Consider the following 26,397-nt stretch of genomic DNA (forward strand, 5'->3'; position numbering starts at 1 on the left):
CAAATGGATGATTGCATGACTATCAACCGCCCCGAATCGATTCTCAAGCGGGTCTTTGGCTACCCGACGTTCAGGGATAATCAGAAGGCGATCATCGACGCGCTGCTCGCCGGACAAGATGTTTTCGCCCTCATGCCCACCGGCAGCGGAAAATCCCTTTGCTTTCAGATCCCATCCATCATCCGCGCCGGTGTCGGTGTGGTGATCTCCCCACTGATCGCCCTGATGCAGGACCAGGTGGCTGATCTGCGACAACATGGAGTCCGGGCGCATTTTCTCAATTCCAGCCTGCCGCCGGAGGATGCCGCCCAAGTGGAATCGATCGCCGCTGCCGGTGGTTGCGACCTGCTGTATGTGGCCCCGGAACGACTGCTCACCGACCGGTTTCGGCGCTTGCTGAGCAACCTGAATCTGGCGCTTTTTGCCATCGATGAAGCCCATTGCGTCTCCCAGTGGGGCCACGATTTCAGGCCCGAATACCTGCAGATCGCCGATGTCACCCAACATTTTCCGAAGGTGCCGCGGATTGCCTTGACGGCCACGGCCGATCAGGCAACGCGCCGGGAGATCCTGGACAAACTCCACCTGGCCGATGCCGTCCATTTTGTGGCCAGCTTCGACCGCCCCAACATCTTTTATCGCGTTCAGATCAAACACAATGATAAGCAGCAGTTGCTATCCGTTCTGCGGGAGCGACACGACGGCCACGCAGGCATCGTATATGTGCGTACCCGCAAGCGGGCCGATGCCACGGCCAGCTGGCTCGTTGATAGGGGCATTGCGGCCCTGCCCTACCATGCCGGGCTGGATGCCGATGTCCGCAGACAGAATCAGCAGCGGTTTTTAATGCAAGACGGGCTGGTGATGGTGGCAACCGTGGCATTTGGCATGGGCATCGACAAGCCGGATGTTCGCGTTGTGGTCCATCTGGACCTGCCATCCAGCATGGAGGCCTATTACCAGGAGACGGGGCGGGCGGGGCGGGATGGCCAGCCGGCTGAGGCGTGGCTCTTCTATTCCCTGGCCGATGTGGTGGCCATGCGCAGCCTGCAGAACCTCTCCAATGGAAACGAGGCATTTAAATCGGTCCAGCAGCGAAAACTCAACGCTTTTCTGGGCTTCTGCGAAAGTCCCGAATGCCGGCGGAAAGGTCTCTTGGGTTATTTCGGCGAAGGATATGCCCCTCCTTGCAATTGCTGCGATAACTGCATCGAGCCGGTGGACACCTGGGACGGCACCATTGCCGCCCAGAAGGCGCTCTCCTGCATTTACCGCACCGGACAGCGTTTTGGCGCGGTCTACCTCATCGATGTGCTGACGGGCCATTTGACAGAGCGAATGGAACGGTTCGGCCACCATCGCATCAAAACCTTTGGTGTCGGGCAGGACCTGGAACCCAAACAGTGGCACTCGGTGTTTCGACAGTTGCTGGCTGCGGGTTTTCTGGATGCGGATCTGGCTGCCAAAAGCGGGCTTCACCTCAATGCGCGCAGCTGGCAAATACTTAGAAACGAGGCGTCGGTTTTTTTGCGCAGGGATCCGGTGCCGGTCAAGGTGGCTGCCAAGCAAAAATCAGGGACAGCCGCGAGCGTCGTTTTTACGGATGCCGCATCTCTGAGATTATGGGAAAAATTGAGGCAGCTCCGCCTGGAACTGTCCAAAGCATTCAATGTTCCTCCCTATGTTATTTTCCATGACAGGACCCTTAAGGAGATGGTGGTCCGCCGGCCATTGAGGCTGGATGATCTGCTGGAAATACCGGGTATCGGTCAGAGCAAGCTGGATCGATTCGGGGGTCAGTTCCTGGAGATCCTCACCGGGTGTGAAGACGACTGAATCGTGACACCGGAGGATCGACGCATCCGTGGTCAGAAGAAGGGGTAACCATGGAACCTGAGGCGGTCACAGGCAATCGCGCACAATCGCCAGGGCAATCGAATTCGCACCCCGGTGTCGACGATCTTTTATCCCTGCCGCCCGCCTGAAAAAAACCGGACCGGCAGGATGGTTGGGATCCCGTCGGTCCGGCAAGCAAGGCACTCCAGTATTTTTTGGGATTTACGGTTAGGCCTTCTTATCCTCTTCCAGTTTCTCTGGTTCCTTGTTATCCGATTTTTCAGCTTCCTTGGCGGAGTCCTTGAAGTTGCGGATGGCTTTGCCCATGCCGCCGCCGATTTCCGGCAGTTTGCCCACACCGAAGATGATAAGAATGATGACCAGGATAATGATCAATTCCGGCATTCCGATTCCAAACATGTGTTCCTCCTGTAATAAGGCGCAATTAAGCGTATGGTTCCGGCCCGGCCTGCCGCCACCCCGGTGACTGTATGTAATCAGGTCTGGTTCGGCTTCAATTCATCGAGCAGTTGTTCAAATTCTTTTGATTTCAAATAGCTGTCCACGGCGCCTTGATGTTCGATCCAGGTGGCCCACACTTTCATCCAGGCATCGTTGTGCCAGTACAGTGAGCTGTCTTCATTACCCTTGAGCGCCTCGATATAGTCCACATACTCTTCCGTGCAGCTGTCACAGAATGTATAGGGAATTCTGAAAGTCGGCAGGTTTGACCGGTTGTCCACAGTGATCATTACACCGCACTTTTCGCATTTGGAGGTACAGTGCGCACACCGGAATATTTTTCTGACGGCCAGCAACTTTCTTTTCCGTATGATGGCGTCCTGTTTATCCAGGGACCGCTTCAGTTTTTTGTCAAGGGAGATGATGGTTCCCATGGCTTGTCCACCATATGCTAGCCCCCGCGGCAAACCGCAGGGAAACGCCACCGTAAGGATCTCAACCGCTTTTCGCCAGTTGGCTCCACCGCAAACAGCGGAGCCAAGACAGCGACGCGCGTTTCAACCAAGGGTTGGAAATCAGGTCCAAACAATATCATTGTGGTCAATAGGTGTCAATCCGTGGCCCGATGGTGCTCTAAAAAAGTAAGCAGATACTGCCGACGGCCGAAATCCTCTCCGCTAAACGCATGTGGCCAACACCCTTGAGAATTTCGACCGGACCCGCCCATCCGAAGCCCTTTAAAAAACACCTGTCATGTATGACCCTCATACCAGCCTTGTTAAAGCACCACTGCCGTGATAAAAAACATCTTTCAGACGATTATCCGCCAAACCAAAAAGGAATCCGTGCATGCCGCCTACCATACACCCTGACTGCCTGCCCCTGCTCATCGGCAGTCTTCCCATGAACGATCACCCGGCGGCATCCCGCTTGATAATGGAATTCACACCCAGCATTCCGCTCTGGGTACAGCTGCCGGTCTTTGCGCAAGAGGGCATGGTTGCGCAATTTATGCCGGGAATGCCAGCCGTGGTGGAGCGGGGCGGAAAACGCTTTATCGATGCCGCCGGTGAATCCTTCGACAGCGATCTGCTCGCTTTTTTCGAGGACTACATGGCCGTCAGTGAAGATCTGGACCGGTTGCCCGGATCCCGTTTTACGCTGACCGAAACAACGGGCCGGGGTTTCGCGGCACTGCTGGATACCCTGACCCGGATCGAGACACCCCCGGTGGCCGTCAAAGGGCAGGTCACAGGTCCCGTCACTTTCTGCATCGGTGTGAAGGACCAGGATGGGCGGTCGATTTTCTACAATGATACCCTGCGCGATGCGGCGGTCAAGCATCTGGCCCTAAACGCGCGCTGGCAGATACGCACCCTTTCCGGTCGGGGATGCCCGGTGATCGTTTTTATCGATGAGCCGGCCCTGGCCGGATTCGGTTCGTCGGAATTGATCAGCATTTCGAAAGCAACCATTCTGGCATGTCTCCAGGAGCTGGTTGACGCCATCCATGCCGAGGGCGGGCTGGCCGGCATTCATGTGTGTGCCAATACGGATTGGTCGCTGGTGCTGGAAGCTGGTGCGGATATCGTCAACTTCGACGCCTACTCCTTTTTTGACCGATTCATTCTTTACGGCTCCCAGATCAAAGATTTTCTGGCCGCCGGCTGTCTGCTTGCCTGGGGCATCGTTCCCACATTGAAAACCGAAGAGATTATGCAGGAGACGGTTGACAGTTTGTATGCCGGCATACAGGCGCGCTTCCGCCGGATTGAAGACCTTGGCATTGGTCCGGCGACCCTTCGCGCCCAGTCGTTCATCACCCCCAGCTGCGGCCTGGGGTCTTTGAGTCTGGACCTGGCCAAGCGGGTCCTGGCGCTGACCCGGGATTTGTCGGCCAGAATCCGTGAAGGGTTGTAGCCGGCCATCAACAACGCAAGCGAGGGTTTGTTCCCGCTGTCTGCAAAGAGGCGTCGTCTTCAACCGGAAACCTTCAACAATTTTTGAGAAAGGGGTTCATGACCGTGCAACCTTCAGATGCTTCCTTCACTGGCGCCACCCGATATGTGCTGGATGAGGAACTGGCCCAGATTGTCAACATCTCAATGGCTTTGGAAATGCCGTTGCTGCTCAAGGGTGAACCGGGTACGGGCAAAACCATGCTTGCCCATGCCATTGCCGAAAGCCTCAACATGCCGCTCATCGTGCTTAACGTTAAATCCAGTATGAAGCTGGTAGAGGCGCTGTATCAGTACGACACCCTGACACGGCTCAATGACAGCCGCTTCGGCGACAGTCGGCGGGATGTGAGCAATATCGAGGAATACATCAAGATGGGCAAGATCGGCCAGGCCTTCGTGGCCGATCGGCGTACTGTCCTGCTCATCGACGAAATCGACAAGGCGGACACCGACTTTCAGGACGACATGCTCGATGTACTGGACCAGATGGAGTTTGACATCATCGAAATCGACAAGACCGTATCCGCCCGGCATCGGCCGGTGATCATCATCACCTCCAATGCAAAAAAGGACCTCTCCGATCCCTTTCTGGGCCGCTGCAACTTCCACCACATCGCCTTTCCGGACCCCAAGATGATGCGCCGGATCATCGGTGTTCATTTTCCCGACATCCACGATGAACTGGTGAACAATGCCATCGCCGCCTTTTACCACATGCGGGAGCTGGAAGCCGTGGAAAAAAGGCCTGCCACCAGGGAGTTGATCAACTGGACCCGCGCTTTGAACGCCGATCCCGATTTCAATCCCAAGCGGCTGGCCAGGGGAGACCTGCCCTTTCTGGGTGTATTGTTCAAAAAAAGCGGCGATTATGAACGGGCAAGCGCCTTTGTCAGCCGCCGGAAGATGTACTGACCATGTTCCTGGCCTTTTTTTACAAGCTCAAGGAGATGGGGGTGCCGGTTAGCCCCACGGCCTTTTTGACGCTGCATCGCGCGCTTGCCAGCCGCCTGATTGCCTCTCTGGGAGAGTTCTACACCGCCTCGCGGACCATTCTGGTCAAGAGTGAACGTTACTTCGACCTCTTTGACCAGGTGTTTGCCCACCATTTTCAGGGAACCGAGCTGCCGGATGTTGAGAGTCTCGAAATCGACGAGTTGGCCCGGGCAATGCTTGAACAGTGGCTCAAGGACCCCAAGAGCATGGCAGATGCCCTGGGCATTGATGAAGACCAGCTCAGCCGCATGACCCCGGAAGCCCTCATTGCGTATTTCAAGGCACGCCTCAAAGACCAGGAGGGACGGCACGACGGAGGCAGCAAGTGGATCGGCACCGGAGGTACATCGCCCGTGGGCCACTCCGGCACCCATCCCGGAGGCATGCGCGTGGGGGGCGTTTCGCGTAACAAGTCCGCCGTCAAGGTAGCCATGGAACGGCGTTATAAGGACTACTCCCTGTCCGGCCCCCTGACCCAGGCCATGGTCGGCGAAGCCTTAAAACGTCTGCGAAACATGGTTCCTGCCGGGCCCAGGGATCAGGTGAACATCGACAAGAGCATCTACCGTACCATGAAAAACGGCGGCGAGATCGAAATCGTCCTCGACAGGCGCATGAAGGACCGCCTCAAGGTCATCCTGGCCATCGATAATGGGGGATGGTCCATGGACCCCTACGTGTCGGTGGTTCAGACGCTGTTTGATTATGCCCGGGCCCAATTCAAAGAGGTCAATACTTTTTTCTTCCACAACACCATTTACGACACAATCTGGCAGGATGCGGCCCGCTACCGCAAGCCCGTCCAAATAGCCGAACTGGCCCGCATGGACCCGGAAACCCGGCTAATCGTGGTGGGGGATGCCAGCATGGCCCCTTACGAACTGATGTCCCGGGACGGATCCATTTATGTTCAGGACCGTACCGGCCGGCCCAGCCTCGAGTGTCTGCGCATGCTGGTGCGCACCTTTCCCCACAGCGTCTGGCTCAACCCCGTGTTGGCGCCCATGTGGGATTTCACCCGTACGATCTTCATGATCCGCCAGATCTTTCCCATGTTTGAACTGTCTATCGACGGACTGGAAAAGGCGGTTCAGCACCTCATGACGGCTTCTTAAAATCATCACAATCTGGTTTTTTTATGGGCCTGCCGGACTATGCTTCAAAGTCGACAGACGGATCAATGCGAAACAACCTGCAGGTATTGTTCCAGATCTGTTCTGCCAGCACCTGGAGGGCATCGCCGCGGACTTGCGCCACCTTAACCAGCACCTCACGGACAAATGCCGGCTCGTTGCGCCGGAAAGTGTTGCGTTGGGGGGAGGGCGTCAGATAGGGCGCATCGGTCTCGATCAACAGCCGATCGGCAGGTATGGACGGGATCATCCGCCGCAGGGGCGCTCCCCGCTGGTGGACCGTGGCGATTCCTGTGATCCCGATATAAAACCCCATTTCCAGATATTGGTCCAGCTCTGCTTCCGTTCCGTTGAAGCAGTGAACTACAGCTGTTCGAGCAGTGCCGGATGTGGATCTAAGGATGTCAAGCAGGCGGCCCTGACTGTCGCGCTCATGGAATATCAGGGGCAAGTCCAGTGAGTCGGCAATCTCCAATTGGCGCACAAACCACCTTTCCTGGTCCCTTCGGGGGGAGTACATGCGGTTGAAATCAAGACCGATTTCCCCCCAGGCCACCACCTTGGGACTGGCGGCCAGCGATTTCAGATGAGTCAGGGCGGCTTCCGAGCAGGCGCTGGCATCGTGGGGATGAATTCCCACCGATGCAAAAAGTCCCGGATGCGTCTGGGCAAGCATTACGGCCCGGTCCGAGCTGCGCTGATCGATACCGGCAACCAGCATCCGATGCACCTCGACTGCCGCGGCGTGATTCAGCACCTCGTTTAAATCATGATCAAATGATGGATCATCCAGGTGGCAGTGACTGTCAAAAATCTTCATATTTCCCTTTAAAAAACCATAATATCAAATAATTATAAATTTTTACCGAACAATTCACAAATATTCATTCAGGGTGTGTTTTGAGCTTGATTTCATAACGTGGGCATGTATATTAGCCAAGTTGAGACCATAAATAAAGGCTATGTTTTGCGGCAAAAAGGCCGCAGGGAAACAATAGACGCGGAGGACGCACATGTTCAAGATCTTAAAACGTGAGGAGATGGCTCAAGGAACCGTGATTTTAAATGAGATCGAGGCCCCTTTGATCGCACGGAAAGCAAAACCCGGACAATTCGTGATCCTGAAGGCCAATGAGGATGGGGAGCGGATCCCGTTGACGATGGCTGACACGGATCCCGACAGGGGCACCCTTACCATCATTTACATGGTCGTGGGAAAATCGACAGCGCTGTTCAAGACCCTCAAGGTGGGTGACGCCTTCCAGGACGTCATCGGCCCATTAGGCAAAGCGACGCATCTTGAAAAACTGGGCAAGGTGGTATGTGTAGGCGGCGGTACCGGTGTGGCCGTGCTGCATCCCATCACGCGTGCCCTCAAACAGATTGGCAACGATGTAACCTGCATCATCGGTGCGCGGACCAGAGACCTGCTGATTCTTGAATCACAGATGAAATTGGCCTGCCATGACCTGCGGGTCTGTACCGATGACGGCACCTACGGTCACCACGGTTTTGTCACTGATGTTCTCAAGGACGTACTGGAATCCGGAGAGGTGAAACTGGTGGTGGGCATCGGGCCGGTTCCCATGATGCGGGCCGTGGCAAATCTCACCCGGCCCTTTAAGGTCAAGACCCTGGTGAGCCTGAACCCCATTATGATCGACGGCACGGGTATGTGCGGGGGATGCCGAGTGTCCGTCGGCGGTGAAACGAAATTTGCCTGTGTGGACGGGCCGGAATTTGACGGCCACCTGGTTAATTTCGATGAGCTGATGCTGCGTCTTCAAGCCTACTGTGAAGATGAAAAGGCCTGTTACGAAGATTTCTGTACCCTTCGGGATGCCACCTGAGTCGTCATCTGATTGAAAAACAGATCGCGTCATAGTGGGATAATTAACGGCAGGGTGAATGTCCGGTGAGTCGAGCAGCGACCGCGGCGATAGTTGAGACGGAGGAAAAAATGACCGAAAAAACGGAAAAGAAGGAAAGGGCATCCCGCGTGGCGATGCCCGAACAAAAGCCAGAAATCAGAAGAAGGAACTTCGAAGAGGTTCCTTTGGGATATACGGTGGCCATGGCTCAGGAGGAAGCGGCTCGTTGCCTGCAGTGCAAAAAGCCGGGTTGTGTGGAAGGTTGCCCGGTGAGTGTGGATATTCCCGGGTTTATCAACCTGATCAGTCAGGGGGATTTCACCGGGGCCATCCGGCACGTATGGACCCAAAATGCACTGCCTGCCGTTTGCGGCCGGGTCTGCCCCCAGGAAATCCAATGTGAAGGTAAATGTATTGTGGGCAAACGGGGGGAACCCGTGGCCATCGGCAACCTGGAACGTTTTGTGGCCGACTGGGAGCGAGAGAGCGGAACCGGTGCGTTGCCTCCCAAAGCGCCTGCCACCGGCAAAAAAGTGGCCGTGGTGGGTTCCGGCCCCTCCGGCCTCACCGTGGCCGGTGACTTGATTCAAAAAGGGTATGATGTCAAGGTGCTGGAGGCTTTTCACAAGCCAGGCGGTGTACTGGTTTACGGTATTCCTGAATTTCGTTTGCCCAAGGCCATCGTGGCCCAGGAGGTCAATTTTCTGGAACGTCTCGGCGTAAAGGTTGAGGTCAACGCCGTGGTGGGACGTACCGTCAGCCTCGACGAACTGTTTGCGGAGGGCTACGAAGCCGTATATTTAGGCGTGGGTGCGGGTCTGCCCCGGTTCATGAATCTGCCCGGTGAAAATCTTATCGGCATCCTCTCGGCCAACGAATATCTCACCCGGGCCAATCTCATGAAAGCCTACCGTTATCCACAAGTGGATACCCCGATTCCAAAAGGAAAAAATGTGGTGGTCCTGGGCGCCGGCAACGTCGCCATGGACTCAGCCCGAACCGCCATGCGCCTTGGGGCGGACAGCGTCAAAATCGTCTATCGCCGATCCCGGGATGAGATGCCGGCCAGGGCTGCCGAGATTCACCACGCCGAGGAAGAGGGCATTGAGTTCTTCCTGCTGACCAACCCGACCCAGTTCAAGGGAGACGAAAAAGGGCGGCTCACCGGTATGGGATGCCTGAAAATGGAACTTGGTGAACCCGACGATTCAGGCCGTCGTCGCCCCATTGCCATCAAAGGCTCGGAATTTCACATGGACACCGACCTGGTCATCGTGGCGGTGGGATCCGGAGCCAACCCTCTGCTGACCCAGTCCACACCGGACATGGAATTGAACAAGTGGGGCTACATTATTGCCGATCCGGAAACGGGAAAAACCACCAAAAAAGGGGTCTGGGCCGGTGGCGACATCGTCACCGGCGCAGCTACGGTGATTCTGGCCATGGGAGCCGGACGCAAAGCCGCCGACTCCATCCACCAGTACCTGACCTGGGGGTGGTAACCCCGTGATCAGCGCTTGACCTTAAAGCCGGCCGGGGATTTGATTCCCGGCCGGCTTTTTTAGCCGAGCGACCGGTCATTGAGATTATCAGCAAGCATTCACCAGCGATATGGGTTGGTTATTTCTGCAGCCACCGTTGTGACCGCTTTTTGTCAGCTTAGGTGTTTGCTGAGTTTGCGCTGCTGTATCAGGAAAACAGGTCAACCGCCTTCTGGATCGCCTGATTGGAAATTGAGGCCTGGGTTTGCGACAGCTGCTCGGAGGCTTGCCGGGCCACCTGGGCGGCGTCCTCCTCGGAAAGATCGGCTTTTTCCGTGTTTTGGCCGGATGCCTGAGCACTGGTCAGTTCGGCAACGGCTTTTTTAGACGCGTCGGACAGGTTGATCCGATAATCCGGGCTTTCTTCGGTCTGAGACGCCTGCTGGCCCGGTGCTTCTTCTTTTTCTCGCTTGACTTCGCTGACTTTTTGCGCGGTTTCCAGTCCCCGGACCTGATTGTTGGTATTGATTTCCATGATGCCGCTCCTTTTTGCTCATGCCCGATGGTATTTCAGGGACCTATTTTCCGGGCGATTCCCTTTGATTGAAGCATGTCTACCGGCACGGCCGGAAGGTTTTTTGAAAGACCCGTCGTGTTTATCGGCACCTGGCAGGAATTACTTTAGTTTTTTTATATTATTTTTTCCGGAGCAGGCGTCCAATGGCTTTGGGCTGAAAATGATCCTCACGATTGGAACGACGCTGTTTTCACACGCGTTTTCCAAAGCTGGTTTAACATAACCGGAAAATTTGCCGGCATTGTTGAATCTTTATAGCCTCGGTCGGCGCGAATCGCGATTTAAAAACCTGACCGCGTGGCAGTGGTCAACGTGGTCCAGACGATGACCGTCGTTCCAGTTGACAATGAGCAACCACGCCTTAGATTAGTCCCTGATGCTTGGCGCCAGGCATATAATGGACTCCCCGGATTGAACCGTCCAACCCATACCATGGAGGCCTGTAGATGGCTTTTGAAACCAAAGAAGAAGTTTTCGAAAAAATAATGGGTATGGAAAAGCCTGCCTGCCCTCACTGCAATGCGAAAATGAGCATCTGGGAGGCGCCATCCATCAACGTCGGTGATGGTCTGGGATGGGGAACACCGTACCTGTTCATGTGCTTTAACGACGAGTGCCCCCTTTACACCCAGGGATGGGATAACATGATGGAAAACTACGCCCATCATGCCTCTTACCGGTGCATGAACTATCCCGGGACCGACCAGTTTGAACTGATTCCCGTGTTTAGCCCGGTTGGGGCAACCGGCCAGGTGATCGATGATCAGGTGATTGCCGGGGAGGAGGCCCTTAAACAAAATATCAAAAAGGGTTTTTCGGTTCTGGCAGACTGCTACGTGAACCGGGACGGTGTGTCGATCCTGAGGCTGCTCATGGATTCGGCTGAGCCGGTCCGGGTACGCCTGAAAGCGGCGGAAATGATCGGCGATATCGGCGAATTGGAGGCTATCGAACCCATTCGCAATCTCAAATTCGGTAACCAGCGCCTGCAGGAACAGGTGGACAGCGCCGTAAAAAAAATCCACGAACGGTTCTATACCCGCGAATGTCCGTTTTGCGCAGAAATTATTAAAAAGCGGGCCAGTGTCTGTAAACATTGCGGTAAGGAAGTGGCCGGCCAGTAGAACCCGTTTTTGGTGCTAATCCCATGCACCGTTTTCATTTGTCTCCCGAAAAGGCCAATGCCTGCCTTTACCCGCTTGCGGTGCTACAGATTGTATTACCAGTCGATTAAATTTCTTAAATCCTGTTGCCACCAATTAACATGCCGGAAAACGATCATCCACTGGTATGCATGCTGTCCGCCATTGAGCGGATAAAAGCGGATCTGATGGACTTCCATCCCAAGGCCCTGCTGTTGTTCGGTTCACTGGCCCGGCATCTGTCCGGTGATCCGGGCGATCAGCTTCCCAATGACGTGGACCTGCTGGTGGTGACCAATAACACCCCGTTTTTGATCATGCAAAGGGACTATGGGTGTGTGGTGGAGTTGCACAGTTTCACGGTGAACCGGATCGTGGGCATTGCCAGGAGCCTGCGGTATGACAGCCGCCCGGCGGCCCTTGCCAAGCTCTACGGTCGGGTGCTGGCCCGCGAACACGCCATCGATGTGATTGCAGCAGCCATGATGCTGGGTTCCGGTTACGGGAATTTCGGCATTGAACAGATTGAACGCAACGGTATTACCGACCCTCGGGATTATTCCATCCATCGGGTGATGATGGGGGCTGGGTGGTGGGACCGTTTGCGCCGCTATGCACAGGAACGACGCGGCCCGTTGATGCGCTTTACCGACAAAATCGTTCGCAATTACGATTTCGAGGCCTGAATCGGCTCCTTCTTCAGGTTTTTCCTGCCGCTCACATTGACGTTCATGGAATCATAAGATCGAAATACCAGCATTTCCCGAAGACGCCTGTCGCTGGCTACCGGCGGGAGAGGGGCCGCTTGTGCCAATTTCAGGGCCTCACTTCTGTTGGGAATCGCATTCAGCCCTTGGCCTGTTTTTTTCCCGGTCAGCGTATCCAGGACCGTTGCGGTTGATCCATCTGATACCACTGCCAGCGGAAGCGGCCTGTTTCCATAAAGTCTTGCCGCCGAAATAATTTCCCGTTCCCTCGATCCCAGCGAACCGGCGGCACATTTGAAAGCCAGTAAAGGCCTGCCTTCGATTTGCACAACCACGTCCAGGGCTGATCGATAAACCTCACCATCGATCTCCACCTGGATCGGGGCATTCACAAGGATCTCTTCAGGGCGATACCCCTTCTCCCGGACCAGATAGCGTTCCACCTGTTGACGATTGGCTTCGGCTCCGACGTTGGGAACCGGTTGCCCGCTGATAAAATCGATAAGCATTTCCGGATGGGTGTTTTTTTTCATAAGGCACGCTCCAACAAATTGATCGGTTGAACCTTTAGGTAGATTTCATAGTTCTTCGCGGCCGTCAAATCAAGGCCCGCCGGGCCATGGCCACGAGGGTGGTTATCAAAATCACAGCGCCACCGACCAGGGTGTGGGCCGAGGGTATTTCATGCAGTAGAAAATAGGCCAAAATAATCCCGTAAACCGGCTCGAGACAGGCGATCACGGCTGCAAGCTGGGCGCGGACGAAGGTCAACCCCCGGATGAACAGGGCGTGGGACAACGCCGTAAAGACGACGCCCAGAAGAGCCAGCAATCCCAGTTGCCCGGCATCCATTTGCACCTCGACACCCATCAAAATGGGAAGCAGCAGGAGGGTTGCAGCGGCATTCTGGTAGAAAGCGATAATTACCGGAGGGTAATGCCGGACCCACTGGCGGTTCAACAAAGAGAGGATTGCAAAGGTGAACCCGGAGATGGTTCCCCAAAAGGCGCCGGCAAAAACCTCTCCCCCGAAAGGGGACGGGTAGACCATGATGGATAGACCCAGCACGACCAGCAGGGCCGTGATCATATCGATCAGGCGGCGTTTTTCATTAAACCACCAGGGTTCAAGACATGTGATGAACACCGGAAAAGTGGAAAAGGCCAGCAGGCCCACAGCCACGCTGGAGACCTGTATGGCATGGAAAAAGGTGATCCAGTGAACCGCCAGAACCAATCCCAAAAGGCCGAACAAGCCGATGGTTGCAATCCCTTTGGGCCGGTTGTGGACGCTGATGAAAAACAGAACACAACCCAGGGCGATCGTGGCAAACCCGGTACGACCCAGAACGATGCACCATGCAGGCAGGCACAAAAACTTGCCGAACAGTCCGGCAGTACCGAAAAGCAGCACAGCCACATGGATGTCAATCAGTCCTGAGCCGCGAAAGTTCTTCAAGACCAACCTTTTCTGGAAGGAGATGATCCTCCACCGGCTTGTACACTGAACCGAACCGGTTGATCAATGGATTAATGGTTTTTTAAACACCGACAACGCGTGCAGTTCTCGTCGCTTTAAGAGATCAGCGGGCTGAACATGCAAATTCCCGACTGTTGCGGGCCCGTTAAACGGAACCCGGGAACCAGAGCCGCTACACCCGCTAAACCAGTTGACAAAAAAAAGAGAACCGTAGTATGCAGGGCCTACATTTCATTTCATATCTAATGGTTAGACGTGATCCCGGAAGGGTGACAACCCGGTTGTCCGTAAAAACAAAATCTGTCCCGTGGCGACACGCATGTAGAAAATCGTAGGCGACAGATGCAGGCATAAACCGTCGCAGATCGTTTTTTCATTAACCTGGGTCGATGCTTGAATCGACGCTGTTCACAACAGGGAGGGCAGGCAACCCATGAGTACGCCGCGTAGACGCTCAATCATTCTCATGTTTTGGTTCGTCGCCCTTTTAAGTGTTCTAATCGCCCAGGGATCGGTGCTGTGGGCGTCCGAGCCGCACGCCATACCCGCCGGCCATCAACCCGGTACGGCCCAGGCTGCCGCAACCCAGTCAACGGATCACCCAACGGAAGACAGACACGGCACGGCGGACACGGGCGGCCACAACGGCCATGAAAATCTGGGACCGGTCCTGCCGTTGTGGAGTTGCATTCCTTTTGCCGGCATGCTGCTCTCCATTGCCTTGTTGCCGCTTCTGGCGGCGGAGTTCTGGCACCACCATTTCGGCAAGGTCTCCGCCTTCTGGGCAGCGGCCATGGCTGGTCCGTTTCTTTTCGTTTACAAGGGTACCGCCTTTTATGAAATCGTCCACATTATCCTGGCGGACTATGTGCCCTTCATAATTTTGCTGTGGTCCCTGTATACCGTTTCCGGTGGCATCCTGCTCAAGGGGTCTCTCCGGGGGACGCCGCTGATCAATGTGATCATCCTCATGCTGGGAACCCTATTGGCATCCTGGATGGGTACCACGGGGGCGGCCATGCTCCTGATCCGTCCCTTTCTGAGGGCCAACAACTTCCGCAAAAACCGCACCTTCATGGTGGTTTTCTTCATCTTTCTGGTGGCCAATGTCGGCGGGTCGTTAACCCCACTGGGCGACCCGCCCCTCTTTCTGGGTTTTTTGCATGGCGTCTCCTTTTTCTGGACATTCAAGATTTTGCCACATATGGCGACCGTTGCCGGGTTGCTGCTGGTGATCTATTTTTTTCTGGATCTATACTACTACCGCAGGGAGACCGGCCGTGTCCCGGCCGATGAAGCCGAAAAGACGCCCTTGAAACTGGTTGGGGTCCACAATTTTATCTTTCTGGCCGGCATCATCGGCGCCGTTTTGATGAGTGGCATCGTCGATTGGGGAGAGGTCAATCTGATGGGTGTTCACCGGGGTATCCAGGACTGGGTGAGGGACGGCCTGCTGGTGGTCATGGGCCTGCTCTCCATGACCACCACCGCCGTCGAAATCCGTGAAGACAATGATTTTACCTGGTTTCCCATTATTGAAGTGGCCTATCTGTTCGTGGGCATCTTTATCACCATGATTCCCTGCCTGCTGATTCTAAAGGCCGGCGCCGCCGGCCATCTGGCCTTTCTGATCAATGCCGTCAAGGAGCCGGTACATTACTTCTGGGTTACCGGGGCGCTATCCGGTTTTCTTGACAATGCGCCCACATATCTGACTTTTTTCAACACTGCCCTGGGCAGCCACTTCCCGGGAATGGCTGAAGCGCAGGCCGTTCCGCTATTGATGACCGACAAGGCCCTCTACCTGGAGGCCATCTCCGCCGGTGCCGTTTTCTTCGGTGCCTGCAGTTACATCGGCAACGCCCCCAACTTCATGGTTCGTTCCATATCCGAGGAGGCCGGCACGCCCATGCCCAGTTTCTTCGGCTATATTGTGAAATACACCGTGGTGTTTCTGTTGCCTTCCTTTGTGGTGGTGACGCTTATTTTCTTCTAAGAACGAGAGGCCGAAAATGAGATTCGAAACCCTGCTTTTTCATACCCGTTTTCGGGAGCTGGCCTTCAACTCTCTGAAAAGCGTTCTCGAATTGAAGGCGGTGGGACTCAAAAAGGTGGTTCTGGCCCACGTGATCCCGCGTGAGGATGTCGCGTTCGTTCCTTACGGCGGCATGTTGAAGGAAGAGGAGCAGCGCATACGCGAGGAAGCCCGCATGCAATTCGAAGACTGGATCCAGACCATCGATGATCCGCAGCTGGAATTTCGCCAGCGGATCGAAGTGGGGGCCCCCAATGCCGCCATTCTGGACCTGGCCAGTGAGGAAAAGGCCGACCTGATCGTCGTCGGTCGAAAGAAGCGCACCATGTTGGAAAAAGTATACGTGGGAACCCACGTGCTGGACATCCTGCGCCGGAGTGCGGTCCCGGTGCTGATGAGCAAATACATGGTGCAGTATGAATGGCAGGGTGAACCGTTGATGCGCACCAACGAACAGATCTGGAAAAGGCCGCTGCTGGCATCGGATTGGTCCGAACCCTCCCGGCGCGCCCTCGACGCAACCTTGGCCCTGAAAGGGCTGGCGGAAAAAATCATCGTCACCCACGTACTGGGTACCCGCCGGATGAAAAACCTGGAACCGCCGGCCATCCAACGCCTTGAAGCCGAAAGCGAAAAACGACTGCAAGCCTATTGCCGGCAGGTTGACGATTGCGGTATCCAGAGTGAGTCCCACCTGGCGATGGGCCGCACGGTGGAGGAAATTATCACAATGTCAAGAGAATACGGCGCTACCATGATCGTCATGGGGCGAACCGGGAAAGACTGGTTCCAAGAGTACTGGCTGGGGGGGGTTGCCCATCAGGTCGCCGAATTGAGCGAACTGCCGGTACTTCTGATTCCATAGGGTTGGCCAAAAAGAAGTTCGACCAAAGGTTTTATGATCCACAGCATCGAAAATGCCAAAATTGCCATTATCGGAGGGGGCCGGTTTTGCGAAAAACTGCTCAGGCACCTGCTCGGCGAGCACTTTAAAGGCCGGCATCCGGAGATCCTGGGTGTTGCCGACGTCAATGGGGAGGCAGTGGGGATCACTTATGCCCGTTCCCTGGGGATAACCACTTGCAGAGACTTCCGTGAAGTTTGCCGCCTTGAGGGTCTGGAAACCATCATCGAGGTCACCTGGGATCCGGACCTGGCCCGAACCATCTCGCAGATCAAACCCGCAAAGGTGGAACTGATCGATCATCAGGATTCGCGGCTCTTGTGGGATCTGCTGCAACTGGATACCATCCGTCAGGACGCCATCGATGTCCTGAGCACCAAGACGCTCAGCGCCGAGACGATCAACGCGTGGATCAAGCAGAGCTTTCACAAAACCGCCGACATCCTGATGCAGCGCAACCGCCGGTTCAAGCAGATTGAAACGGAACTCAACGAGAAAGAAAAGACCCTCTTCCAGATCATCCAGGGCAGCACCATTCCTACCTTCGTCATCAACCGCGACCATGTCGTGACGCACTGGAATCACGCTTTGGAAGTGCTCACCGGCTACAGTGCCGAGGTAATGGTGGGCACCCGGGATCACTGGAGACCCTTCCGCAAGCAAGAACGGCCCATCATGGCCGACGTGATTCTCGACCAGTTGGAGACCGGTGAAATCAACCATTACTACGGCTCCAAATGGCACCCCTCCACGCTGGTGGATGGGGGCTTCGAAGCCGAAGAGTTTTTCGAACATCTGGGCGATGGGGGCCGATGGATCTTTTTCACCGCCGCGCCTATCAAGGCGTCGGACGGCACCATTATCGGCGCCATCGAAACCCTCTGGGACAATACCGAAAAACAGCGGGCCGAGGTTGAACGCCGCGATTACACCCGCCGCATCGAGGAGAGCGAACGCACCCTGTCACAGATCATTCAGGGCAGTTCCATCCCCACGTTCGTGCTGAGCCGTGAGCACGTGATTACCCATTGGAACCAGGCCCTGGAAAAACTGACCGGCTATCCTGCCGCCCGAATGATCGGCACCCGGCACCAGTGGGAGCCATTCTGGGAAAGTGAGCGACCGTGCATGGCCGACGTGATCATGGAGCAGCACAGCGAACAGGCGCTTGGTGCGCTATACGGTGAACGGTGGCGGAAATCCGTTCTCATCGAGGGCGCCTACGAGGCCGAAATCTTTTTTCCCAAGTTGGGAAAAGAGGGCAAATGGTGCTGGTTTACTGCCACGCCCTTAAAAACTTCAGATGGCACCGTGGTGGGGGCCATCGAGACATTTTGGGACACCACGGAAAATAAACGGGCTGAAACCGAAAGCCGGCGTCATGTCAAGGAACTGGAGGAAAAAGAGCAGGCCCTATCCCAGATCATCCAGGGTAGCACGACGCCCACCTTTGTCATCAACCGCAACCACATTGTGACCCACTGGAACCGGGCCCTGGAAAAGCTCACCGGTTTTGCCGCCAGCGAAATCGTGGGCACCAACCATCATTGGAAACCCTTCCGTAAAAAGGCGCGTCCCATCATGGCCGACGTAATCCTCGATCAGTTGGAAACCGGGGAAATCAGCCAGTATTACGGAGCAAAATGGCGGCCATCCGCACTGGTTGAAGGGGCGTACGAAGCCGAAGAGTTCTTTGAACATTTAGGTGCAAGCGGCCGGTGGCTCATATTTACCGCCGCACCCATCAAGGCCTCGGACGGCACCCTGATGGGCGCCATCGAAACCTTATGGGACACCACGGATAGAAAGCGGGTGGAAGCTGAACGCCGCCGGGACATCATCCGAATCGAAGAGACCGAAAACCGGCTCACCCAGATCATACAAGGTAGCACGATTCCCACCTTCGTTCTGAACCGGGAGCATGTCATCACGCACTGGAACCGTGCCCTGGAACGGCTAAGTGGCTATTCATTCTCCAAGATGGTGGGCACCCGTCACCAGTGGGTCCCTTTTTGGGATAAAGAACGGCCCACCATGGCCGACGTCATACTGGATCAGCCCGGCGAACGGGAAATCTGGGAACTATACGGCGGCAAGTGGAAAAAATCGGAGTTGATCGAGGGCGCTTTCGAAGCAGAGGTCTTCTTCCCCAAGCTTGGCAAGGGAGGCAAGTGGCTCTATTTTACTGCTGCGCCGATCAAGGCCGCCGACGGCAGTGTCATCGGGGCGATCGAAACCTTATGGGACACAACCGAAAAGAAAGAATCCGAGGCCCAGCGCACGCGTTATACCCGTGAGGTCGAAGAGAGTCGTCGCACGCTCTCCCAGATCATTCAGGGTAGTACCATTCCCACATTTGTTCTCAACCGGGAGCATGTGATAACCCACTGGAACCGGGCCCTGGAACAGCTGACCGGGTTTCCGGCATCCCAGATGGTGGGCACCACCCACCAGTGGGTACCCTTCTGGGACAGTGAACGTCCGTCCATGGCCGATGTCATCCTGGACCAGAAGAGCGATCAGGAGATCTGGGACCTGTTCGGCGCCCAGTGGAAGAAATCCGAACTCATCGACGGTGCCTACGAAATGGAGGTTTTTTTCCCGAAACTGGGTCACGGCGGCAAGTGGTGCTGGTTCACCGCCGCCCCCATCAAGGCTGCCGACGGCAGTGTCATCGGCGCCATCGAAACCCTTTGGGACAACACGGAAAAGAAGCAGGCCGAGGCTGACCGCCGGCAATACACCCGCAAGCTGGAGGAGAACCAGCGGACGCTTTCTCAAATCATCCAGGGCAGCACCATCCCCACCTTTGTTTTAAACCGGGAGCACCGCATCACCCACTGGAACCAGGCCCTGGAAAAGCTGACCGGCCATCCCTCGTCGGAGATGGTGGGCACCAACCGCCAATGGGCGCCTTTTTGGGACAGTGAGCGCCCGTCCATGGCCGATGTCATCCTGGACCAGAAGGGCGACCAGGAGATCTGGGACCTCTACGGTGGCAAGTGGCAGAAATCGGTCCTCATCGACGGCGCCTACGAGGCCGAGGTCTTTTTCCCCAAACTAGGCAGCAGTGGAAGCTGGTGCTGGTTCACTGCCGCCCCCATCAAGGCCGCCGACGGCACCGTGGTGGGGGCTATCGAAACCCTGTGGGACACCACTGCAGCCAAACGGGCCGAAGAGGAGCAGCGGCGGCGCAACCGGGAACTGTCAACCTTGTTTTCCATATACACGGCCCTGAATGCACCGTTGCCCTTGGCGGAACGCATCGAAGGGGCGGTGCTGGAAATCCGCGATTTTATGCAGGCGGAAAGCGTTTGCCTGTATATGTCCGACGACGGGGGCCGGTTTGACCTGCGTTATTTCAATGCCTGCTATGCCGACCCGGGATACGGCCAGGCCGGACCGGACACGCAAACGGAGATTCTGCGCAAGGTGTCCCGTACCGACAAACCGATCGTTTATAACGCCGGGGATCATCAGGGCCGTTTTTCAAACGACCCGCAAACGACGGGTGCGACCTTCGCCTACATTCCAATCAGCGCCAAAGAGACCAAGGGCCTCGGCGTCATACGCGTTGAAAGGGCAGCCGAACGATTTTCCGCCGAGGAACTGCACTTGCTGGACCTGATGGGCAACCGCATCGGTGCCACTCTCGAAAACGCCCTCCTGCATGAAGAGGTTATCCGCAAATCCAACTTCCAGGCCAAACTGATTAAAAGTGCCAATGACGGCATCATCGCCACGGACGAAAAGTGGCAGACCGTCATTTTCAACCCCGCAGCAGAACGAATTTTCGGTTATTCCGCTGCCGATGTCGTTTCCACCAAAGATGCCAGGGAGATTCTTCCCCGATGGGTGCAGGAAACGCTCACCCGAACGGGCCTCGGCCATGACACCAACGAAACCTCACCCTGGGTGGAAAACGATATCCAAGCTACCGGCGGCGAGCCCATTCCGGTGCGGTTTTCAGGCACGGTCCTGCGGGAAAAGAAAAAAATGATGGGAACCGTGGCTTTTTTTCAGGACCTGCGTGAAATCAAACAGTTGGAACGGGATCTGGTCAACAGCGAACGGCTGGCTGCAGTGGGCCAGACCGTTGCCGGCATGGCCCACTGCATCAAGAACATCCTGCACGGGTTCAAGGGCGGCAGCTACCTGGTTGATGTCGGACTGGAGCGGGACAACTCCGATAAATTGCGCAACGGCTGGCAGATGATCCAGCGCAACATCACGCGCACATCCGATTTGGTGATGGATCTGCTCTCCTATTCCAAGGAGCGCGAGCCCGAGTATGAATCCTGTCATCCCAATGAAATTGCCGCTGATGTGTGCGACCTGCTGGAGGGGGTGGCCCGGGAACATGACGTGACCCTGCTCAAACAATTTTCCGACCGGATCACACCGGTGGTCATGGACCCCCGCACCGTACACCGCTGTCTGATGAACCTGGTGACAAATGCCATTGATGCATGTATCTTTGACTCGGATGCCGACAAGACCCATCAGGTGACGGTCGTCACCGCCAGAGAGGACACCGGTGGCGTTCGATTCGACGTGAAGGACAACGGCTGCGGCATGACCGAAGCAGTCAGGGCCAAACTCTTTTCATCCTTTTTCAGCACCAAAGGCGTGAAAGGAACCGGACTGGGCCTGCTGGTGACCGCCAAACTGGTTGAAGAGCATAAGGGATCCATCGATGTCGCATCCACCGAAGGAGAAGGAACCACCTTCAGCATACGCTTTCCGGCCCAGTTGCCGGATGCCGTCAGCCTGAACTGAGAGACCGACCGGTATTGAATTCAGGTAGCGGCGTTAACCATTAAGGAGGCCACGAGATGAGTAAAAAAGTATTGATAGTGGACGACGATCCGGATGTGAGACTATTTAATACCACCGTCGTTGAGGAGAGCGGCTATACGCCCATCGAAGCTGCCAATGGGGAAGAAGGGCTGGAAATTGTCAAAAAGAATCGGCCGGATCTGGTGGTCCTGGATGTCCTGATGCCCAAACAAAGCGGTATCCGCCTCTATCGTGAGTTGAAGACGGACAAGTCTCTGATCGGCATACCCGTGATTATTCTGTCCGGGGTGGCCAAACGCACTTTTTTGCGATCCCAGAAGGCCCTTACCGAATTTGGGGACAAACCGGTACCCGAACCGGACAATTATCTGGAAAAACCCGTCGAGCCGGACGAGCTCGCCCGGGAAATCAAGAAACTTATAGGTTAGCATCCCGGTAAGCGTGAGCCGCAATAATCGTCAAAGCCGGCAAGGATGAGATAAAATGGAGATCAAAAAACTACTGTTTGTCACCCGGTTCGACAACCTTCGGTTCGATGCGCTGCAATCGCTCATGGATTTGAAAAGGGCCGCTCTGAATCATGTTGTATTTCTGAATGTCATCGAGCGTGACACGGTGGCCATGCGACGGGGCAAGGGTTATGAGAAAACTGCAGAAATCCGTCTTCGGGAAAAGGCCAACATCCGGTTTATCGACTGGGCGGAAACGCTTTTCGAACAGGGTATGGAGGTGGGTGTTTACATCGTCGTGGGTAATTTCACCAGCCAGGTGATCCAGGCTGCCGAGAAGGAATCGGTGGACCTCATTGTCCTGAGCCCTGAGAAAAAAGGGCGCTTTGAGCAGCTCTATTCCGGGTCCGATATCACCGAGATCGTTCACCGCTCCGCTACCCCCGTACTGGTTTATAAATATCTGGCCCAGAGGGGACCCTTGGCGGAAAATCCCTTTGAGAAACCCCTGCTGGCAACCAATTGGTCCGAGACCAGCCAACGGGCCGTCGATTATCTGAAGTCGATGAAAGCGGTGATCCGCGAAGTCGACGTGGTCCATGTGGCCAGCGAAAAAGACCTCAAGGAAACGTCGGCCATGGCCATCCAGAAAACCCGCAAGGAAAGCCGTAAAAAGCTGGAGGTGTTGTGTGAAAACCTGGAAGATTCCGGCATCACGGCAAAACCCCACGTCTATATCGGTGAACCGGTTCCGGAAATCGACAAAGCCGCCAGAGAGTGCCAGTCTTCAATGATTATCGCCGGTTCTCCCCGTAAGGGCCTGTGGAAGGAGCGCTGGGGAACCAGCATCAGCAAAGGGCTGGCGGAACAGTCGATTTTTCCGGTCCTGCTCATTCCTCCCCAAGAGGGGTAGCGGCCTGCACGGCAGTGGAAAACCATCTTAACCCGCAACGAGATTGAGGAGGCACCCATGGCGGTCATTACTATTTCGAGACAGTTCGGCGCAGGCGGTATCACCCTTGGCAAAATGATTGCCGAAACATTGGGGTACACCTTTGCCGACAGCGATATCCTTCAACGGGTGGCCAAGGAAGCCAATGTCTCCACCCACTGGGTTGAATCCTTTGAAAAGGAGGCCGGCAGCAAGCTGTCCCGCCTGATTTCCAGCATGATCTCAAAACGCTGGCTGGACCGGGTGCTTGCCGATGAGCGGGGCTACCTGGACGAACAGATCTATCTGGACTACCTGGTGCTGATCATCGCCCAATTCGCCGATGAAGGCGACGTGGTGATTTTGGGCCGGGGCAGCCAGTACATTCTCAACGACCATCCCGATGCCTTCCACATCCTGCTGGTGGATGAATTCGAAAGCCGGGTTCAATTCATTATGAAGCGCTATGAAATGCCCCGCAACAAAGCCGAACGGCTGGTGGTCAACGAAGACCGCCGACGGGTGAGCCTGTATAAACGGCTGGGAAAAAGCGATTATGAAAATCCCCAATTATACCATCTGGTGCTGAACATGGGCCGGCTGGATCTTGAAACGGCCCGGGATATGGTCTGCACCCTGGTGCAGCACCAGTTGGAATTGAACCCGGTCTGATGATTCCGGATGTTTGGCGTACAAACGTCCCTGAGCCGGAAAAGTCGGTCGCGGTCCTGAATCTTGGTTGCCACCCAGCAAAGCCGGAAAACGGCTTTGCTTTTTTTTATAAAACGATGTCATCATTGACATTTCCAAACGGGTTCGTTATTGCTGGCCTGCCGCATCGCGGTGGGCCGCTTGCCAGCGGGATGCCGGGCGTGAAAATGCAGCCGGTTTTAACGCCGGCCGTCTGTTATTCGGAAAAAAGGAGATAATGTATGACCAACAGATTCCTGTTTACCTCCGAGTCGGTTACCGAAGGTCATCCCGACAAAGTCGCCGATGCCATTTCCGACTCCATATTAGATGCCATCATGGCTCAGGACAAGTGCTGCCGCGTGGCCTGTGAAACCCTGGTGACCACCGGCCTGGCCTTTATTGCCGGCGAAATCACCACCGAATGCTATGTGGACATGCCCCAGATCGTCCGCGAGACCATCAAGGATATCGGCTACCACTCTTCGCAGATGGGCTTCGACTGGCGTACCTGCTCGGTCATCACCAGCATCGACCATCAGAGCCCCGATATCGCCCGGGGCGTGGACCGGAGCCCCGGCCTTTGCAAGGACCAGGGGGCCGGGGATCAGGGGTTGATGTTCGGCTTCGCCACGGACGAGACCCCGGAACTGATGCCCATGCCAATCATGTATGCCCACAAGCTGACCCGGCGATTGGCCCAGGTCCGCAAAAACGGCGCCCTGGATTTCCTGCGGCCGGACGGCAAGTCCCAGGTCACCATCGAGTATCACGACGGCCGGCCCGTGCGGGTGGACACCATCGTGGTCTCGGCCCAGCACAAACCCGACGTCACCCATGAGGACCTGCGTGAGGCCATTATCGAAGAGGTGATTAAAAAAGTCATCCCGGTCGGCATGATCGACGGGGACACGCGCTATTTCATCAACCCCACCGGTCGGTTCGTGGTGGGCGGACCCATGGGCGACTGCGGGCTCACGGGCCGCAAGATCATTGTGGATACTTACGGGGGCCAGGGCAGCCACGGCGGTGGGTGCTTCTCCGGCAAGGATCCCTCCAAGGTGGACCGCAGCGCCTCGTACATGGGGCGCCATGTGGCCAAGAACATCGTGGCCGCCGGCCTGGCCAATAAATGCGAAGTCCAGATCGCCTACGCCATCGGCGTGGCTGAACCGGTGTCGGTAATGATTGATCTTATGCATACGGGCAAGGTTCCCAAGGAACGCGTGGAAGAGATCGTCAAGGAGGTTTTCGACCTGCGACCGGCAGCCATCATCGAATACCTCGATCTGCTGCGCCCCATTTATCATAAAACCGCCGCCTACGGCCATTTCGGGCGAACCGAGCCGGAATTTTCCTGGGAGCAGACCAATAAGGCGGAGGTTATCCGTGAAAGGGCCGGCTTGTAATCGGCACAACCACGCTTATGTTGACGGTGAAACAAATGGGGGCCATCGGCCCCCGTCAATTATGGAGGATCAATCATGACCCGTGCTGAAAACGTCGTGGCGTTGGGCGGTCCGCCGGCCTATGATGCGTCACTGCCCTATAAAATCGCAGATATCGACCTTGCCGACTATGGTGACAAGGAGATGCAGCTGTCCGAAAACGAAATGCCCGGCCTCATGGCTGTGCGTGAAAAATATGGAACGCTGCAGCCGTTCAAAGGTTTGAAGATCACCGGCAGCCTGCATATGACCATCCAGACGGCCATGCTCATCGACACCCTCAAAATTCTGGGGGCTGACATCCGCTGGGCTTCGTGCAACATCTTTTCCACCCAGGATCATGCGGCCGCAGCCATTGCACGCAAGGGATCGGCCGCAGTCTTCGCCTGGAAAGGCGAAAACCTGGAGGATTACTGGTGGTGCACCGAGCAGGCGCTGGTATGGCCAGACGGCAGCGGACCGGACTTGATCGTGGATGACGGCGGCGACGCGACCATGTTCGTCCACCAGGGGGTGGCGGTGGAGAAAGATCCGACTCTGCTGAAAAAAGATTATGGTTCCCAAGATATGCAGCTGCTCATGGCTCGCCTGAAAGTCGGCTGTGCCAACGACTCCGGTTTCTGGACCCGCATCGCCGCATCGGTCAAGGGCGTGTCCGAAGAGACCACCACAGGCGTTCACCGGCTCTACCAGTTGGCCCAGAAGGGCGAACTCCTATTCCCCGCCTTCAACGTCAACGATTCGGTCACCAAATCGAAGTTCGATAATCTTTATGGCTGCCGGGAATCTCTGGCCGACGGCATCAAGCGGGCCACGGATGTGATGATGGCCGGCAAGGTGGCGGTGGTCTGCGGCTACGGCGATGTGGGCAAGGGCTGCGCACACTCCATGCGCGGCTATGGCGCCCGCGTGCTGGTGACCGAGATCGATCCTATCTGCGCCCTGCAGGCGGCCATGGAGGGTTTTGAAGTGACCACCATGGAAGAGGCCGCTGCCGAAGGGGACATCTTTGTCACAGCCACCGGCTGCTACCAGGTCATCACCGGTGTGCACATGGAGCAGATGAAAAACGAGGCCATCGTGTGCAACATCGGGCACTTCGACAACGAGATTGAAATGGGCTATCTGGAAAAAAATCCAGCCTGTAAGAAAACGTCAATCAAGCCGCAGGTTGACAAATGGACCCTGAAATCCGGTCGGTCGATCATCATCCTGGCCGAAGGCCGGCTGGTCAACCTGGGATGTGCGACCGGTCACCCCAGCTTCGTCATGAGCAACAGTTTCACCAACCAGTGCCTGGCACAGATCGAACTGGCCTCGGGCGGCTACGAGAAAAAGGTGTACACCCTGCCCAAGAAACTGGACGAGGAGGTGGCCCGCCTGCACCTTGCCCGGTTGGGGGTGAAATTGAGTACGCTAACTCAGGTTCAGGCCGACTATCTGGGAGTGCCCGTGCACGGCCCTTTCAAACCGGACCACTACCGCTATTGAAATCCAC

At 55.9% G+C, this 26,397-nt stretch carries 23 protein-coding genes; 17 read left to right on the forward strand and 6 right to left on the reverse strand.

The genetic code is table 11. The features are described 5' to 3' along the window. Positions 1 to 15: 15 nt before the first annotated feature. Positions 16 to 1,836 (forward strand): DNA helicase RecQ, encoded by a 1,821-nt coding sequence (gene recQ / locus R6V78_RS10120; RefSeq protein ID WP_410289234.1) that lies wholly within the window; start codon positions 16 to 18, stop codon positions 1,834 to 1,836. A 228-nt stretch (positions 1,837 to 2,064) separates the two neighbouring features. Here recQ and tatA read toward each other — a convergent pair whose 3' ends face one another. Both tatA and R6V78_RS10130 read right to left on the reverse strand, forming a co-directional pair. Then, entirely contained in the window at positions 2,065 to 2,256 is a 192-nt protein-coding gene (tatA, locus tag R6V78_RS10125) for a twin-arginine translocase TatA/TatE family subunit (RefSeq protein WP_410289235.1), read from the reverse strand. Positions 2,257 to 2,333: 77 nt separating this feature from the next. Continuing rightward, complete coding sequence (locus R6V78_RS10130; RefSeq protein ID WP_410289236.1) at positions 2,334 to 2,732, reverse strand: hypothetical protein; 399 nt, start codon at positions 2,730 to 2,732, stop codon at positions 2,334 to 2,336. A 415-nt stretch (positions 2,733 to 3,147) separates the two neighbouring features. Here R6V78_RS10130 and R6V78_RS10135 point away from each other — a divergent pair, with 415 nt between their 5' ends. From R6V78_RS10135 to R6V78_RS10145, 3 genes are all read left to right on the forward strand, one after another. Next, on the forward strand, positions 3,148 to 4,218 hold the full coding sequence (locus tag R6V78_RS10135) for a hypothetical protein (protein ID WP_410289237.1): 1,071 nt from the start codon (positions 3,148 to 3,150) through the stop codon (positions 4,216 to 4,218). A gap of 104 nt (positions 4,219 to 4,322) precedes the next feature. Further along, positions 4,323 to 5,171 (forward strand): AAA family ATPase, encoded by an 849-nt coding sequence (locus R6V78_RS10140; RefSeq protein WP_410289238.1) that lies wholly within the window; start codon positions 4,323 to 4,325, stop codon positions 5,169 to 5,171. A gap of 2 nt (positions 5,172 to 5,173) precedes the next feature. Further along, positions 5,174 to 6,367 (forward strand): vWA domain-containing protein, encoded by a 1,194-nt coding sequence (locus R6V78_RS10145; RefSeq protein WP_410289239.1) that lies wholly within the window; start codon positions 5,174 to 5,176, stop codon positions 6,365 to 6,367. A gap of 37 nt (positions 6,368 to 6,404) precedes the next feature. On the opposite strand, the gene R6V78_RS10150 is transcribed toward R6V78_RS10145, so the two are convergent. Next, complete coding sequence (locus R6V78_RS10150; RefSeq protein WP_410289240.1) at positions 6,405 to 7,205, reverse strand: TatD family hydrolase; 801 nt, start codon at positions 7,203 to 7,205, stop codon at positions 6,405 to 6,407. 193 nt (positions 7,206 to 7,398) lie between these two features. Between R6V78_RS10150 and R6V78_RS10155 the strand changes: the two genes are divergently transcribed. Together R6V78_RS10155 and gltA are read left to right on the forward strand one after the other, a co-directional pair. After that, entirely contained in the window at positions 7,399 to 8,235 is an 837-nt protein-coding gene (locus R6V78_RS10155; protein WP_410289241.1) for a sulfide/dihydroorotate dehydrogenase-like FAD/NAD-binding protein, read from the forward strand. A gap of 110 nt (positions 8,236 to 8,345) precedes the next feature. Continuing rightward, positions 8,346 to 9,758 carry an NADPH-dependent glutamate synthase gene (gene gltA / locus R6V78_RS10160; RefSeq protein ID WP_410289242.1) on the forward strand — a complete coding sequence of 471 codons (1,413 nt, stop codon included), beginning with the start codon at positions 8,346 to 8,348 and terminating at the stop codon, positions 9,756 to 9,758. A gap of 187 nt (positions 9,759 to 9,945) precedes the next feature. Here the strand turns inward: gltA and R6V78_RS10165 are convergent, their stop codons facing one another. Continuing rightward, positions 9,946 to 10,272, reverse strand: a complete 327-nt coding sequence (locus R6V78_RS10165) for a hypothetical protein (protein ID WP_410289243.1) — start codon at positions 10,270 to 10,272, stop codon at positions 9,946 to 9,948. A 488-nt stretch (positions 10,273 to 10,760) separates the two neighbouring features. Between R6V78_RS10165 and R6V78_RS10170 the strand changes: the two genes are divergently transcribed. Then, complete coding sequence (locus R6V78_RS10170; RefSeq protein WP_410289244.1) at positions 10,761 to 11,438, forward strand: zinc ribbon domain-containing protein; 678 nt, start codon at positions 10,761 to 10,763, stop codon at positions 11,436 to 11,438. 140 nt (positions 11,439 to 11,578) lie between these two features. Further along, positions 11,579 to 12,142, forward strand: coding sequence for a hypothetical protein (locus R6V78_RS10175; RefSeq protein WP_410289245.1), 564 nt, complete (start codon positions 11,579 to 11,581; stop codon positions 12,140 to 12,142). Here the strand turns inward: R6V78_RS10175 and R6V78_RS10180 are convergent. Both R6V78_RS10180 and R6V78_RS10185 read right to left on the reverse strand, forming a co-directional pair. Next, a complete protein-coding gene (locus tag R6V78_RS10180) occupies positions 12,124 to 12,696 on the reverse strand; it encodes a type I restriction enzyme HsdR N-terminal domain-containing protein (RefSeq protein WP_410289246.1) in 573 nt (190 codons plus the stop codon). The two genes, R6V78_RS10175 and R6V78_RS10180, sit on opposite strands and share 19 nt — an antisense overlap. Before the next feature lie 64 nt (positions 12,697 to 12,760). After that, positions 12,761 to 13,621 (reverse strand): DMT family transporter, encoded by an 861-nt coding sequence (locus tag R6V78_RS10185; protein WP_410289247.1) that lies wholly within the window; start codon positions 13,619 to 13,621, stop codon positions 12,761 to 12,763. Between the two features lie 454 nt (positions 13,622 to 14,075). Here R6V78_RS10185 and R6V78_RS10190 point away from each other — a divergent pair, with 454 nt between their 5' ends. The 9 genes from R6V78_RS10190 (at position 14,076) to ahcY (ending at position 26,390) form a co-directional block, all read left to right on the forward strand. Next, complete coding sequence (locus tag R6V78_RS10190) at positions 14,076 to 15,638, forward strand: sodium:proton antiporter (RefSeq protein WP_410289248.1); 1,563 nt, start codon at positions 14,076 to 14,078, stop codon at positions 15,636 to 15,638. A 16-nt stretch (positions 15,639 to 15,654) separates the two neighbouring features. After that, complete coding sequence (locus R6V78_RS10195; RefSeq protein ID WP_410289249.1) at positions 15,655 to 16,542, forward strand: universal stress protein; 888 nt, start codon at positions 15,655 to 15,657, stop codon at positions 16,540 to 16,542. Between the two features lie 33 nt (positions 16,543 to 16,575). Continuing rightward, a complete protein-coding gene (locus tag R6V78_RS10200; protein ID WP_410289250.1) occupies positions 16,576 to 21,360 on the forward strand; it encodes a PAS domain S-box protein in 4,785 nt (1,594 codons plus the stop codon). Positions 21,361 to 21,416: 56 nt separating this feature from the next. Next, positions 21,417 to 21,809 (forward strand): response regulator, encoded by a 393-nt coding sequence (locus R6V78_RS10205; RefSeq protein ID WP_410289251.1) that lies wholly within the window; start codon positions 21,417 to 21,419, stop codon positions 21,807 to 21,809. Between the two features lie 55 nt (positions 21,810 to 21,864). Then, positions 21,865 to 22,743, forward strand: coding sequence for a universal stress protein (locus R6V78_RS10210; RefSeq protein WP_410289252.1), 879 nt, complete (start codon positions 21,865 to 21,867; stop codon positions 22,741 to 22,743). A 57-nt stretch (positions 22,744 to 22,800) separates the two neighbouring features. Next, a complete protein-coding gene (locus tag R6V78_RS10215) occupies positions 22,801 to 23,433 on the forward strand; it encodes an AAA family ATPase (protein ID WP_410289253.1) in 633 nt (210 codons plus the stop codon). Further along, positions 23,433 to 23,690, forward strand: a complete 258-nt coding sequence (locus R6V78_RS10220; RefSeq protein ID WP_410289254.1) for a hypothetical protein — start codon at positions 23,433 to 23,435, stop codon at positions 23,688 to 23,690. Before R6V78_RS10215 ends, R6V78_RS10220 begins: the two co-directional genes overlap by 1 nt. A gap of 3 nt (positions 23,691 to 23,693) precedes the next feature. Next, on the forward strand, positions 23,694 to 24,860 hold the full coding sequence (gene metK / locus R6V78_RS10225; protein ID WP_410289255.1) for a methionine adenosyltransferase: 1,167 nt from the start codon (positions 23,694 to 23,696) through the stop codon (positions 24,858 to 24,860). A 75-nt stretch (positions 24,861 to 24,935) separates the two neighbouring features. Next, positions 24,936 to 26,390, forward strand: coding sequence for an adenosylhomocysteinase (gene ahcY, locus R6V78_RS10230; protein ID WP_410289256.1), 1,455 nt, complete (start codon positions 24,936 to 24,938; stop codon positions 26,388 to 26,390). Positions 26,391 to 26,397: the final 7 nt, after the last annotated feature.

Source organism: Desulfosarcina sp. (assembly GCF_046496365.1).
In the GTDB taxonomy this organism is placed as follows: domain Bacteria; phylum Desulfobacterota; class Desulfobacteria; order Desulfobacterales; family Desulfosarcinaceae; genus Desulfosarcina.

Bases quoted from the DNA above. Each gene is read 5' to 3' on its own strand.
- recQ (WP_410289234.1), top strand. From the start codon at position 16: ATGACTATCAACCGCCCCGAATCGATTCTCAAGCGGGTCTTTGGCTAC.
- tatA (WP_410289235.1), bottom strand. From the start codon at position 2,256: ATGTTTGGAATCGGAATGCCGGAATTGATCATTATCCTGGTCATCATT.
- R6V78_RS10130 (WP_410289236.1), bottom strand. From the start codon at position 2,732: ATGGGAACCATCATCTCCCTTGACAAAAAACTGAAGCGGTCCCTGGAT.
- R6V78_RS10135 (WP_410289237.1), top strand. From the start codon at position 3,148: ATGCCGCCTACCATACACCCTGACTGCCTGCCCCTGCTCATCGGCAGT.
- R6V78_RS10145 (WP_410289239.1), top strand. From the start codon at position 5,174: ATGTTCCTGGCCTTTTTTTACAAGCTCAAGGAGATGGGGGTGCCGGTT.
- R6V78_RS10150 (WP_410289240.1), bottom strand. From the start codon at position 7,205: ATGAAGATTTTTGACAGTCACTGCCACCTGGATGATCCATCATTTGAT.
- R6V78_RS10155 (WP_410289241.1), top strand. From the start codon at position 7,399: ATGTTCAAGATCTTAAAACGTGAGGAGATGGCTCAAGGAACCGTGATT.
- gltA (WP_410289242.1), top strand. From the start codon at position 8,346: ATGACCGAAAAAACGGAAAAGAAGGAAAGGGCATCCCGCGTGGCGATG.
- R6V78_RS10165 (WP_410289243.1), bottom strand. From the start codon at position 10,272: ATGGAAATCAATACCAACAATCAGGTCCGGGGACTGGAAACCGCGCAA.
- R6V78_RS10170 (WP_410289244.1), top strand. From the start codon at position 10,761: ATGGCTTTTGAAACCAAAGAAGAAGTTTTCGAAAAAATAATGGGTATG.
- R6V78_RS10175 (WP_410289245.1), top strand. From the start codon at position 11,579: ATGCCGGAAAACGATCATCCACTGGTATGCATGCTGTCCGCCATTGAG.
- R6V78_RS10180 (WP_410289246.1), bottom strand. From the start codon at position 12,696: ATGAAAAAAAACACCCATCCGGAAATGCTTATCGATTTTATCAGCGGG.
- R6V78_RS10190 (WP_410289248.1), top strand. From the start codon at position 14,076: ATGAGTACGCCGCGTAGACGCTCAATCATTCTCATGTTTTGGTTCGTC.
- R6V78_RS10195 (WP_410289249.1), top strand. From the start codon at position 15,655: ATGAGATTCGAAACCCTGCTTTTTCATACCCGTTTTCGGGAGCTGGCC.
- R6V78_RS10200 (WP_410289250.1), top strand. From the start codon at position 16,576: ATGATCCACAGCATCGAAAATGCCAAAATTGCCATTATCGGAGGGGGC.
- R6V78_RS10205 (WP_410289251.1), top strand. From the start codon at position 21,417: ATGAGTAAAAAAGTATTGATAGTGGACGACGATCCGGATGTGAGACTA.
- R6V78_RS10210 (WP_410289252.1), top strand. From the start codon at position 21,865: ATGGAGATCAAAAAACTACTGTTTGTCACCCGGTTCGACAACCTTCGG.
- R6V78_RS10215 (WP_410289253.1), top strand. From the start codon at position 22,801: ATGGCGGTCATTACTATTTCGAGACAGTTCGGCGCAGGCGGTATCACC.
- R6V78_RS10220 (WP_410289254.1), top strand. From the start codon at position 23,433: ATGATTCCGGATGTTTGGCGTACAAACGTCCCTGAGCCGGAAAAGTCG.
- metK (WP_410289255.1), top strand. From the start codon at position 23,694: ATGACCAACAGATTCCTGTTTACCTCCGAGTCGGTTACCGAAGGTCAT.
- ahcY (WP_410289256.1), top strand. From the start codon at position 24,936: ATGACCCGTGCTGAAAACGTCGTGGCGTTGGGCGGTCCGCCGGCCTAT.